This window comes from Yoonia sp. I 8.24 (assembly GCF_022096995.1).
GTDB lineage: Bacteria > Pseudomonadota > Alphaproteobacteria > Rhodobacterales > Rhodobacteraceae > Yoonia.
Genome location: NZ_JACXGQ010000010.1, coordinates 1 through 12,499, shown reverse-complemented (window position 1 = coordinate 12,499; position 12,499 = coordinate 1). Strand labels below are relative to the sequence as shown.

The 12,499-nt window shown below is 53.9% G+C and carries 11 protein-coding genes; 9 read left to right on the top strand and 2 right to left on the bottom strand.

Annotated features, from left to right (window positions below; all coding sequences use genetic code 11):
• Positions 1 to 47: 47 nt before the first annotated feature.
• The gene (locus Yoon_RS16315) at positions 48 to 344 is read left to right on the top strand and encodes a hypothetical protein (protein WP_238113666.1); all 297 of its coding nucleotides are present in this window, start codon (positions 48 to 50) and stop codon (positions 342 to 344) included.
• Positions 345 to 470: 126 nt separating this feature from the next.
• Here the strand turns inward: Yoon_RS16315 and katG are convergent, their stop codons facing one another.
• A complete protein-coding gene (gene katG, locus Yoon_RS16310) occupies positions 471 to 2,681 on the bottom strand; it encodes a catalase/peroxidase HPI (protein WP_238113664.1) in 2,211 nt (736 codons plus the stop codon).
• A gap of 137 nt (positions 2,682 to 2,818) precedes the next feature.
• Here katG and Yoon_RS16305 point away from each other — a divergent pair, with 137 nt between their 5' ends.
• From Yoon_RS16305 to Yoon_RS16280, 6 genes are read left to right on the top strand one after another with little or no spacing between them, the layout of a single operon-like run.
• Positions 2,819 to 3,742 (top strand): LysR substrate-binding domain-containing protein, encoded by a 924-nt coding sequence (locus tag Yoon_RS16305; RefSeq protein WP_238113662.1) that lies wholly within the window; start codon positions 2,819 to 2,821, stop codon positions 3,740 to 3,742.
• A gap of 51 nt (positions 3,743 to 3,793) precedes the next feature.
• Complete coding sequence (locus Yoon_RS16300) at positions 3,794 to 5,209, top strand: SLC13 family permease (RefSeq protein ID WP_238113661.1); 1,416 nt, start codon at positions 3,794 to 3,796, stop codon at positions 5,207 to 5,209.
• A gap of 8 nt (positions 5,210 to 5,217) precedes the next feature.
• Entirely contained in the window at positions 5,218 to 6,414 is a 1,197-nt protein-coding gene (locus Yoon_RS16295) for a hypothetical protein (RefSeq protein ID WP_238113660.1), read from the top strand.
• On the top strand, positions 6,411 to 7,112 hold the full coding sequence (locus Yoon_RS16290) for an HAD family hydrolase (protein ID WP_238113659.1): 702 nt from the start codon (positions 6,411 to 6,413) through the stop codon (positions 7,110 to 7,112). Before Yoon_RS16295 ends, Yoon_RS16290 begins: the two co-directional genes overlap by 4 nt.
• Positions 7,109 to 8,215: a transporter substrate-binding domain-containing protein gene (locus Yoon_RS16285; protein WP_238113658.1), complete on the top strand. Its 1,107-nt coding sequence runs from the start codon at positions 7,109 to 7,111 to the stop codon at positions 8,213 to 8,215. Before Yoon_RS16290 ends, Yoon_RS16285 begins: the two co-directional genes overlap by 4 nt.
• Before the next feature lie 55 nt (positions 8,216 to 8,270).
• On the top strand, positions 8,271 to 8,768 hold the full coding sequence (locus Yoon_RS16280; RefSeq protein WP_238113657.1) for a D-Ala-D-Ala carboxypeptidase family metallohydrolase: 498 nt from the start codon (positions 8,271 to 8,273) through the stop codon (positions 8,766 to 8,768).
• Here the strand turns inward: Yoon_RS16280 and Yoon_RS16275 are convergent.
• Positions 8,754 to 9,926, bottom strand: coding sequence for a hypothetical protein (locus Yoon_RS16275; RefSeq protein WP_238113656.1), 1,173 nt, complete (start codon positions 9,924 to 9,926; stop codon positions 8,754 to 8,756). The two genes, Yoon_RS16280 and Yoon_RS16275, sit on opposite strands and share 15 nt — an antisense overlap.
• Before the next feature lie 102 nt (positions 9,927 to 10,028).
• On the opposite strand from Yoon_RS16275, the gene Yoon_RS16270 reads away from it, so the two are divergent.
• Positions 10,029 to 10,790 (top strand): alpha/beta fold hydrolase, encoded by a 762-nt coding sequence (locus Yoon_RS16270; protein WP_238113654.1) that lies wholly within the window; start codon positions 10,029 to 10,031, stop codon positions 10,788 to 10,790.
• Between the two features lie 8 nt (positions 10,791 to 10,798).
• Positions 10,799 to 12,364, top strand: a complete 1,566-nt coding sequence (locus tag Yoon_RS16265) for a UDP-N-acetylmuramoyl-tripeptide--D-alanyl-D-alanine ligase (protein ID WP_238113652.1) — start codon at positions 10,799 to 10,801, stop codon at positions 12,362 to 12,364.
• Positions 12,365 to 12,499: the final 135 nt, after the last annotated feature.

The window sequence follows — 12,499 nt, the reverse complement described above, 5'->3', positions numbered from 1 at the left end:
CCTCAAAGTATCTATGTCTTGCAACTTGGGTAAAAGAGAGGCCGTAGATGATTTGGAATATCGTGGACAAGCGGAAGCGTCCTTATAGATGGAAAGAAATCAATGCTATCATCGAAGATGTAGCACATGACAATAGTTGCCAAGACACCGATATCTTTTATGAAGAAAATGAAAATGCACCAGCTTATGATGCGAAAGAGAACATTTCTCTCCACGAGGCCATAATGTGGGCAGAGGCCAAAACCGGCAAGGTTACACTCTACCTCTATGACAAAGGTTGTGGAACTCGATTACTGGCGAACTCCAGTACGTTTTTCCGCACAGCCGACATAGGCGCGAGCTAAGATGGACGGCCATTTGGGCGATGTGATACTTGGGGCTCGGTCAATACTATTTGGCGCCGCATCGTGATAACAAAAAAGGGGCGCGGCCAGTGATGGTCGCGCCCCTTTTCTGTAGTGTCCTGCAACCTATTTCAGATCGAAGCGATCCAGTTCCATCACTTTGACCCACGCCGCGACAAAGCTGCCTACGAAACGTGCGCTTGCGTCGTCTTGTGCAAAGACTTCTGCAATTGCGCGCAGCTGTGAGTTTGACCCGAAGACCAGATCGGCACGTGTCCCTGTGGCTGCGACCTGACCTGTGGCGCGGTCGATGGCCTCATACAGATTGTTTTCGCCTGCAACGGGTTTCCACTCGATGCTCGCGTCAAGCATACCTGTGAAGAACGCGTTGGTTAGCGTGTCAGCCGTATCACCAAACACACCGTGCTTGCTGCCGCCGGTATTGGCACCTAGCACGCGCAACCCACCGACCAGAACAGTCATTTCTGGGGCTGAAAGGGTCAAAAGCTGCGCGCGGTCGACCAGAAGTTTCTCGGCTGGGACGTTGAAATCTTTTGGGTGGAAGTTCCGGAAACCATCTGTTTCAGGTTCCAGAACGGCGTAGCTTTCGACATCGGTATCGTCTTGTGATGCGTCCATGCGACCGGGGGTAAACGGCACCTCGATATCATGGCCTGCATTTTTTGCGGCTTGCTCAACGGCAGCGCTGCCACCCAGAACAATCAAATCAGCGATTGAGACCTTTTTGCTGCCTGACTGAGCGTTGAACGCGGTTTGGACGCCTTCCAGTGCTGTCAAAACCTTTGCCAATTGTGCAGGCTCATTGACCGCCCAGTCTTTGGCCGGGGCCAAACGGATGCGTGCGCCGTTTGCACCACCACGGTTATCTGATCCACGGAACGAAGAGGCAGAGGCCCAAGCCGTTGAAACAAGCTCTGAGATGCTCAGACCAGTGTCCAAGATTGCGGCTTTCAAAGATGCGATATCCGCAGCATCAACTAAATCGTGGTCAACCGTAGGGATCGGATCTTGCCACAGCAGGTCTTCGGCAGGGGCTTCGTTACCCAAGTAAAGTGACTTTGGACCCATGTCACGATGTGTCAGCTTGAACCAAGCACGTGCAAACGCATCTGCGAATTCGGCCGGATTGTCCAAGAACCGCTGTGAGATCGGTGCGTAGATTGGGTCAAGTTTCAACGCCATATCGGCAGTCGTCATCATTGGCGCATGTGTAGATCCGTCATGTGCATCGGGCACGGCGTCTGACATGGCGCCATTTGCAGGCTTCCACTGGTGTGCACCGGCAGGGCTTTTGGTCAGTTCCCATTCGTTGTTCAGCAATGTTTCAAGATAGCTCATGTCCCACGTGATCGGCGTTGGGGTCCATGCTCCTTCGACGCCACTGGTTGTTGTGTGAACGCCTTTGCCATCCTCGAAGCTGTTGGCCCACCCAAGGCCCATCGCTTCCATCGGGGCCGCTTCTGGTTCTGCGCCAACAAGCGCGGGGTCACCAGCGCCATGGCACTTTCCAAACGTATGACCGCCAGCAACAAGCGCGACGGTTTCTTCATCGTTCATCGCCATCCGGGTAAACGTGTCACGGATGTCGAAGCCAGAGGCAAGCGGATCAGGGTTGCCGTCTGGCCCTTCGGGGTTCACGTAGATCAGACCCATTTGCACGGCGGCCAGTGGGTTTTCCATTTCGCGATCGCCAGAATAGCGGCTGCCTTCTTTGTCAGATGTCGCCAACCATTCGGTTTCTGCGCCCCAATAAATATCTTCTTCAGGCTCCCAGACGTCAGCGCGGCCGCCCGCAAATCCGAAGGTTTCAAAACCCATAGATTCGAGCGCTACGTTACCGGCAAGGATCATTAAATCCGCCCAAGAGATGTTGTTGCCGTATTTTTGTTTGACGGGCCAAAGCAGGCGGCGTGCCTTATCGAGGTTACCGTTGTCAGGCCAGCTATTGAGCGGCGCGAAGCGCTGTGTCCCTGTGCGCGCCCCACCACGACCGTCTGCATTCCGGTAAGTCCCAGCACTGTGCCAGGCCATGCGGATAAAGAGTGGGCCATAGTGGCCATAGTCGGCAGGCCACCAGTCTTGGCTATCTGTCATCAACGCCGTCAGATCGGCCTTGATCGCATCCAGATCAAGCGCTTTGAATGCTTCAGCATAGTCGAAATCAGCGCCCATTGGATCAGCCGCTGGTGTGTTTTGGTGCAAAATGCGTAGATTTAGCTGGTTCGGCCACCATTCACGGCTTGCGCGACCTGAAACCGTTGTGTGGGCTGCGCCACCATGCGCAACTGGGCATTTCCCGACGTTGTCTCCGTCCATGTTCTTCTCCGATTCTGGCTGAGCCTTTAGATTTAGCTGGTTACGGCGTCGATGAATCGACGCTGTTAAGGGTAGGTTAGCATGGTTTTAGAATTAGTTTAAGTTGCATTTTTTAATTGAAGTGATAATTTAAAGTTATGAATAATCTCACGCTTAAACAATTGCGCTATTTCGAGGCCTTGGCGCGTCACGCCCATTTTGGCCGCGCGGCCGAGGCATGCGCAATTTCACAGCCCGCGCTATCCGTGCAAATTAAAGATCTTGAAGAAAGCTTAGGTACGGCACTGTTTGAGCGTAGCTCGCGGCACGTGCAGCTTACGCAGTTTGGTCAAGATTTTGCAGGGCGCGCACGCGCGATTCTGCAATCGGTTGACGAATTGGGCGAAATGGCGCGCGCGGCACAAGGAGAGCTGAGCGGTCGTTTGCGTATCGGGGTGATTCCCACAATTGCTCCGTATCTTTTGCCGCAACTGATCGCGCGGTTGGACAAAACCTACCCGAATCTTGACGTACAAATCCGCGAAACAGTGACGCCGCGCCTGATTGAAGAGCTCGCAGAGGGGCGGATCGACACCGCAATTGTTGCCTTGCCGGTTTCTGAGCCTTGGATGACAGAAATTCCACTGCTCGATGAGCGCTTGGTTTTGGTGCGCCACGAATCACAAGATGGTCGTCCTTGTCCAGATGTCGAAGCGCTGCGTCTGATGCGGTTGTTGCTACTCGAAGAGGGGCATTGCTTTCGCGACCAAGCGTTGTCGTTCTGCAATTTCCAAACCTCCGTCCCGCGCGACGGCTTAGATGGGAGTTCCCTGTCGACATTGGTGCAAATGGTTGGTGCGGGCATTGGCGTGACACTGATCCCCGAGATGGCAATCCCCGTCGAAACCCGAGCCGCCCCAGTGTGTATCAGCCGTTTCCAGACCCCCGAGCCGTCCCGCACTGTTGGCATGATCTGGCGTAAAACGAACCCGCTTGCGGCGCAATTTGCAGAGCTAGCTGAGCACGTAAAGGAAGCCGCGAAAGTGCGTTTGGACACGTTTAACGTGAAATTCAGTTCTTGATATTACGTATGCCCGAACTATCGTTTGGGCATAATTTATCGGGATTTTACAGTGTCGGACACCAATCATTCCTTGGGGATGCAGTCTACCAGCTATGCCTTTCGCGACTTTGTCGCATGGAGCCTTGTTGGTCTGCTTCCATGGTTGCTCTATTTGCAGCTCGCGCATGTTTTGCCTCTGCATCAGACAGAATTCCTGTGCTTTGCGCTTGCGGCAATTGTCATGTGGATATTCCGATTGACGCCGGATTTTGTGCCCGGGCTTGCCTTACTATTGATCGTGGTGCTGCTTGGGATCGTGCCGCGCGAAATCGCGTTTAGCGGTTTCTATTCGCAGGTCTTTTTTCTGATCTTTGGCATATTTGTGCTGGCGGCGCTGCTTGCCGAAACCTCGTGGTTGAACAAGTTAGAAGCGGTGTTGGTGCGCAAAAACGCGTCGTTTCCGACCCGGCTGTTGGCTGTTGTTGCATCAGGAGTTTTGCTCACACTCGTGGTGCCGTCACCGCTTGGGCGGGCAAGCATGGTGCAGCCGCTCGTGCATCGGTTTTTTCGTGCCAACCGTGCGGGGAACAATAGCTTTCTCGCGTTGGCGCATATCCATGGCGCGACGCTGCTTTCGACCATCATCCTGACCGGGAATCCGCTAAACTTTGTGCTGCTTGGCATGCTCGATGACCAGACCAGTAATCGGTATCAATGGTTAGGCTGGCTGCAAGCGGCGAGCGTCGCAGGATTGGTGATCGCGGTTGGCTTTGCGGCTGCGCTGTTTGTCTTTGCTGTCAAACGTGGGGCCGGTACAGGCGCGCAAGCGGCCGATGCCGCAATCGACGTACAGGCGAACCCGATGAGAGATTGGGCAACACTTGGGCTCTATGCATTTTTGCTGGTTGCGATCCTGACACGCCCTATCCATCAGGTCCCGCTTGAATGGATTGTGCTGTCACTTGCAATGGCTGTGTTCTTTTTCTCGGGGCTTACTTTGGCAAACCTGCGGAGCCGGTTTGACTGGCCCACCCTGATTTTTGTCGCCACGGTTGTCGCCTGGGGGCCGATGTTAGATCACCTTGGGCTTAGCCAATGGTTGGCTGACCAAATGCCAATTCTCGTTCCCATTTTTGAGCGTAATCTTTACCTCGGATTTGCGATTACAATGGCGGGTGTTTTTGTGATCCGGCTTGCCGTACCGGGCGCACCTGCCTTTATCATTCTTGCCAGCGCCTTGCTGCCGTTTGCGGAAACCATAGGGATATCCCCTTGGGTGCTTGGCTTTACGATTCTTACCGTGTCCGAAGGGTTCATTTGGCCTTATCAGCACGGCGTTTTTTCGCAAAATGTGACGACGCTTGACGCCGAGCGCACCGCGTATCGGATGTCGTCGCTCATTATCTTCAATATTTTCTTTTACCTGCTCCGTTGCGGAGCAGTTTTCCTAAGCATTCCATTTTGGAAAGCGCTGAACCTGATCTAGAGGCCCCGATGAAACAATTCTTCGCCGTTGCAAAATACGTCGTGATTGCAGCCCTACTGGTTGTGGTTGGGCGGCTCGTGCTGACGCAAAACAGTGAGCAGGCCAAAATATTGGTCGTGCATTCCTATAACAACGACCTTGCATGGGTGAACGATGTGGATGGTGGCATTCGCCGTGCCATTGGGGCCGCCCAAGCATCGGATGGCCCGCGGCTTAACGTGCGCACCCACTATATGAATTTGCGCAATCACCCGGATTGCAATTTCTATAAAAACGCAGCGGCCGAAGTGCGGTTTACGCTAGATGATTGGAAGCCAGAAGTCATCATTTTGGTTGATGATCTTGCGCAGGCCCTCGTTGGATTTAACCAGCTAATGCTGGACGAAACCGCGGACCGTTACGCCTTGGCTCAAGACTTGAACGATTGGATTTCCGGCGGGCGCTGTGCCACGCCAGCACTCGATTTCTTTGGGCTTGATGATCCGGGCGACACGCCACTGCCCGAGCTTGTTTTTGCGGGGGTCAACGGCAGCGTTGCGCATTACGGTTACGATCAGGCAAGCAATGTATCGGGCATTTTTGAACGTAAAAATTACGCCGCTTTGATCGAAACGCTTATCTCGCTTGAACAGGCATATCCGGGCGATGTGGCGGGAATCATGATGCTTAACGACGCCTCCCCGACGGCGATCACAGAAAATCAAAATTACCGGGCGGAAGATTGGTCGCCCTTCGTCGCTGAGCCGCCAGTCAATGCTGCCAGTATTGCAGAATGGGAGGATGCTGTCGCACTGGCAAATGAGCGTGATCTAATGCTGTTGATCGCGAACTATCAAAACGTGTCGGACGCGAATGGTCAGCCAGTCGCAGCAGAAGATCTGATCGCATGGACCGAATTGCATGCGAATTTGCCGGTGTTAGGGGTGAACACCCGATTTGTGGCGGATGGCGGCATGATGACCGTGGCAATCGCGGGATCAGAACAAGGAGAGGTCGCGATGGAGCTTGCTTTGGCGGCTTTGAATGGCGCAACAGCGCGGCCGCAACGCGACGCCCAGCAATTCTTGATTGGAATGAACCAAAGCCTGGTTCGCAAGCGCGGTTTGATACTGCCCGCAATTTACGAGGCATTTAGCCGTGAAATTGGAAGCTTTGTGCCCGTCGTTGCCCAACTTTATGTCGTACAAGATGGAGACAGTGAATGAGCGCGCTTGACCCGATCCCACCGATGCATTTGAAAGCCCTGCTTTTTGATTTTGACGGGGTGCTGATAAACAGTCTTCCTGTGATGAAGCGCGCGTTTTTCGCGGCGCTGGAGGAGGTTTATCCAAACCGAACCATGCCGCATGAGGCGTTATTCGCGGAGTATCAAAACTATCTTGGTATGGGATTTCCGCAAATTATGCGGAACCTTGGGCTTTCGCACGACATGTTCGAGCCGTTTCGCAAACACAGTCGTAAACTAGCCCCCAATGTGCGGCTTTACGATGGCGCGGTCGATCTGCTTTCATGGGCGCACGGTAAAGGTTTGCTGATGGGTATTGCGACGGGCAAGGATTACGAGCGCACTATTGAACTGCTCGAGCAATTACACATTCGCGACTATTTTTGTGCGGTCTATGCGAGCGATCGCGTGGGGGCGCCTAAACCGGCCCCCGAAATGGCCCAGCGGTTCGCGCGCGATAATCAACTGACGATGTCGGATTTCATTCTTATTGGCGATGCTTCTGCGGATATTCGGTGCGGTCAAGCTGCTGGGTGCCGCACGGCTGCCGCGGCTTGGGGCTACACAGCGCGATCTACGCTTTGCGCGCTTGGCCCCACCTATGTGTTTGACAGCCCAGCCGATGCGCAGGTGCAGCTTGATCCGATGGTGCTTTCACAAGAATGGGCCCAAAGATGAAATGGATTTTTGCGATTTGCGCCGCGTTCATGGTCACCGTAGGGCCTGCGGTGGCACAGCAGCATTGCCCGGATGTCGCGGTGGATGTCTCAGATGGGCCGCTGATTATCGGGACCAAATTTGCGCCGCCATTTGTGATGGGATCAAAAGATGCGCCCGAAGGGCTTTCGGTTGATTTTTGGGAACTTATTGCGGGTTGCTTGGGGTTAGGGCCGTCTGATTATTCTTATGTGGAATTCGGCACCAACGCCGAACTCGTTCTGGCAACTTCTGCGGGGCACGTGGATTTGGCGCTGTCGAATCTGCCGCTGAACGTTGCGCACGAACAGATCGTTGATTTTGCATTTCCCTATTTCGAAGCCTCGCTTGGGTTAATCGTGCCTGATCGGAGCAGGGGCGCTAATTTTGCAGTTCTTCTTGGGCGTATTTTCCACTCCAATATCTTGATGATTGTCGCGGGCCTTCTTGGCTTTATGGTCTTTGTTGCGTTGATCTATTGGTGGATGGAGCGACGCAGCGGCAATGAATTTTTCACGCAAGGGCCGCTTTCGGGACTTTACCGGGCGCTGATATGGTCCGCGCTTTTGGTGTTTCAGGGGCAGGGCAACCCGTTTGAACTGCGGTCCCGGTTTGGGCAGTTGTTCGTGCTGCTGCTGATGTTTGTCGGGGTTACGATTATTTCCAGTTTCACAGCGATTATCACGTCAAGCCTGACCTTGCAGGCGCTTGAGCCAGAGCTGAACACCGTTGCCGATCTTGAAACCCGTAGCATTGCGGTGATTAGCCAAAGCGAAGCAGCCGCATGGACCGATGAGGCGGGTATCACCGTAAAATCGATGCGTGCGTTTTCTCAGGTGCAGCGTGATATTGACGAAGGTGCGATTGACGCCTTTATGCATGATGATGCGGTTTTGCGGTATTTGGTGAATGATCGGATTTTGACGGGTGTGAAGCTAGCCCCTTTGACCGTTGCGCCGAACCGCTACGCTGTTGCCTTGCCACCAAATAGTGCGCTGCGCGAACCGATCAATCTCACATTGCTGACCATCTTGGATGACCCAATCTGGCAGAACATTCAGCAAGATTACTTTGGCACACGCTGACTTGCCCACGATGGCCCGCCCGCTATGCTGCGCGTAAGCCATAGGACAAATCGCGATGTATAAGACCAACCCGCTGAACCCGATGCTCAGCGTAGATATTGATCTGTTTACGCTGTGTCATAGTGATACTGCGGCTGAACTGAAGATTAATAACCTACCGCAAGATGCCGCCGTCATCACAAACCTGACCCGGCTATGCAAAGAGGTTTTGCAGCCCGCGATCACCCATTTTGATCTGCCGCTATTTGTGACCAGCGGCTATCGTTGCCCAAAACTGAATGTCGAGATTGGCGGCTTGCCACAGTCGCAACATCTATATGGTGAGGCCGCAGATATCATGATGGGTGGGATTGCCAATGATACACTGGCATTTTGGTTGGCTAAGAATACGGATTTTGATGAAATTATCCTCGAAAAGTTTGATCCGCGTTGCGGCGAATACGGCTGGGTGCATGTGTCTTGCACCGCCGACAAAAACCGCAAAAAACTGTCGACCTTTGACGGCGACAGCTTTCACGATGGGTTTCATTATTTCGATCTAGCGCGGAAGTAGATGCGCGCCTTGGGGCACCGGATCATCGAATGATTTTAAGCTGTCTTTGATCGCTTCTTCGACAAGGTGTTGGATCAGTTCGGAAAACAACAACGGCGGATCGGCGGCTTCCCATAAGAAAAACCCATATGATCCGGGGATCGGGTTAATTTCGTTGAACCACAGCTCGCCTGTTTGATCGTCGACCATGAAATCGATGCGCGGTGCGCCGCGCAGCCCTAGAACCGAAAACGCGGCGGATGCGTATTCATAGATGCGTGCTTGCAGCCCCGCTGGAATATCCGGGTTAATATCGCGGGTCAGTGACAGCATGCCTTGCGAAGGCACCGGCCCATTGCCCAACTTGCCGCCTTTTTTAGGCGGGCCGCCGTCACCAGAGGCCAGATATTTTTCTTTAAAGTCCAGCAAGTCGGCCGATGATTTGGGGCGCTCGATCGCGGAATGATAAATTTGCCCGTCGCGGTAGGTCAGAGCGATGTTATATTCCACAAGGTTTTGCACCTTGGGTTCTACCAGCGCGAACCCATCTTGGCGCAGCACGGCCTGACTAAGCGCGATGAGCGTTTCGTCGTCAGTGGCAATCCCAACGCCAATGCTGGACCCAAGGTTGGCGGGTTTCACAATCGCGGGGTAGCCGATCTCTTGGGCGACTTTTTGGCAGAACGCTTCGGGGTTTTGCAGCGTGTCGTGGTTCGCGACCACGTGGTCCACGACATTGACGCCCACGGTTTTCACAATCGCCTTGGTCGCGTCTTTGCGCATGGCGATGGCGGAATTTGTGGCATTAAACCCTGTGACAGGAATGCCAAGCAGTTCCATCATGCCTTGGATGCGGCCATCTTCGCCGTAAGGCCCGTGGAACACCGGCAGAACGCAGTCGATATTTTGAAAATCGCTGCCATCCATATGGCGCAGGCAGGGGCCATTATCGCCCCAAGCAAAATCGATCTGTTTCAACCCGCCGGGGCGTGGCCGAAACGCGCCTAAGTCACGCAGACGGTCGCCATGCATAAACCGGCCCTCGAAATCGAGATAGACGGGTATGATGTTGAGTTTGCGTAAATCGGCGGCATCCATCAGCTGTTGGGCGCTGACAACGCTTACGTCATGTTCTTGGGTGGGGCCGCCAAAGACAACTGCGATATTTAGCTTGGTCACGGTCTACTGTCCTAGAATATCATTTGGCTCAGTGATAGTTGTAGGGGCACGGGCAGGCAAGCACCACACAACCGGTGCCAAGAAGATAAAAGGTGAATGCGCATGAAGCCAATCGCAAGCGTCGAGTTGGGGAACCCTGACGGGCCAGTTGTTGTATTTGCCCATGGCTGGGGGCGTACCCATGAAGATTTCCTGCCTGTTGCCGAATTGATCGCGGGGCAAGCGCGCTGCATTTTGTTTGATCTGCCGGGCTTTGGCGACACCCCACGCCCTGATAATGCATGGGATACGCTTGATTATGCAGACTATATGCGTGATGTGCTGATCGAAAAAATCGGTGATCGGCATTGTATTTGGGTCGGTCATAGTTTCGGTGCGCGGGTCGGTCTGCGGCTTGCAGCGCAAACAAACAGCCCGATTTCGCAATTGGTTGTTGCCGCCGGGGCAGGGGTGAAACTGCCCCGCCCGCTATGGCAGCAATTGCGTGGCCAATGGCGCAGCGCCCAGTTCAAGCGTAAAAAGGCGCAGGTCACCGGTGACGAAGACGCGATCATCGCGCTTGAAAAGATTTATGGCAGCGCTGACTATATACATAGTCGCGAGATTGGTATGCGTGACATCTTTTTGCAGACTGTCAAAGAAGACCAAACAAATGAGGTTGGCCGCATTATCGCCCCAACCCATCTGATTTACGGCGGTAAGGATACTGCCACCCCACCTGCCGAAGGGCGGGTGCTACATGCGCATATTCCGAATTCCGTCTATATAGAGTGTCCCGCGTTTGATCATCTGTCGATCCTCACCCGTGGCCGCCACCAGATCGCTAACGTGATCAAAGACATCCTGACCGAGGCCCGTACATGATTATTCTCGTGAAACTGATATTTCTTGGGGCTTTGGGGTATTTGCTGAAGGTCCGCTTGGGCACTTTGCTCGCCTATTTCCAGCAAGAGGAATACGACGGCGCGCGCTATGTGGGTGCCCTGCAAACGGTGCGCCTCTATGATGTCCGCGCAAGCGTGGTCATTCTGGTCGCCTTTGGACTGATGCTGTTGAATGCCCCCTCCGTTGTGCTTTTGATCGCGGCTGGCGCGCTGGGGGTGATCGCGTGGTCGGAAAACCAGTATCGTTTTAAGAAACCTCTGGCGATGACCGAGCGGGCGCGGCGAATTTACCTGCTTGCGGGTGGGTTCCTGATCTTGCCGCTTCTAATCAGCTTTTACTGGATCATTTTTGCGGTGGTCGCCATTCAGCTGGCCCCATTTGCATTGATCGCCGCGAACCAAGTGCTGACCCCTTTCCAGCAGCGCATCAATGACAAGTATATAGTAGAGGCGCGCGAGAAACTGGCTCGGATGGATCCGCAGCGGATTGGGATCACCGGCAGCTTTGGCAAAACCACGGTGAAACATATCCTGGCCGAAATCCTCGAAGGCTCTGCACCCGTCTTTTATAGCCGCGGCAGTATTAACACTGTCTTGGGGCTGACCCGTCATATTCGCGGGCGTCTGCAATGGTCGCATAAATACTTCATCGCCGAGATGGGGGCATATGGCGAAGGCTCGATTGACCGACTCTGCGATTTTGCGCAGCCCAAACTGGGTATCGTGACGGCAGTAGGCGATGCGCATACTGAACGCTTTGGCAGTATTGATGCGATTGCGCGCGCGAAATCGGAACTGGTTGCTTATGTTTGTGGCAACGGCGGCACTGCTGTGATCAATGCCGAGGTGTTGCGCCACGCGCCGTTTGCAGCGCTGAAGGAAAAATACGGTGCACAGGTTATCACGGTCGCCGCCGAAAACGCTGATGTAATCGTGAATGCACAGCCTGCCGCAGGCGGTGGTTGGACAATTGGTCTGCATTGGGCCGATGGCGCACATGGCGGTGTCAGTTTTGAATTGCCACTGCTTGGTGATCATAACGTGATGAACGCGGCTTTGGCTGTTGTGCTGACATTACATGTTGATCCGGGGTTGCTGGGTGATCTGCCCTATTTCACCAAAACTGTCTCGCAAATCCCGCACCGCCTCCAAAAAGTCGAAAGCCTCGGCGCGCCACTGGTCCTTGATGATGCATATAATGCGAACGAGCTGGGCTTTAAGTCTGCGGTCGCCACATTGCATGACCTTGCAAAGGAACGCGGGGGGCGTGCTATCTTGGTCACGCCGGGCGTCGCGGAACTTGGGATGGAACATGACGCGGTGCACGCGCGGCTCGCACAAACCTGCAATGAATTTTGCGACACTATATATATAGTGAACCCAAGTCGCATTCGTGCCTTTGCGGATGGGCTGGATAGCGGCCGTGTGAATGTAATCGAAGTGGCGTCCTTTTATGAGGCACGCGCCAAGATCGACGCAGACATAACGGCGCAGGATGTTGTGCTTTATGAAAACGACCTTCCTGATCTCTTAGAGGAACAGCGATTCCTTTGAGGGCGCGAAAGTTGGACCAAGAATCAATAATCCCGGCCTATTGGCTGGGATTTTTGGTTTTTTTGGGTGCGTTTCTGGGAATTTTGGTGCGGGAGGGTGTGATTTATGTGAATCGCGGTGGTGATTGTTTGTGAG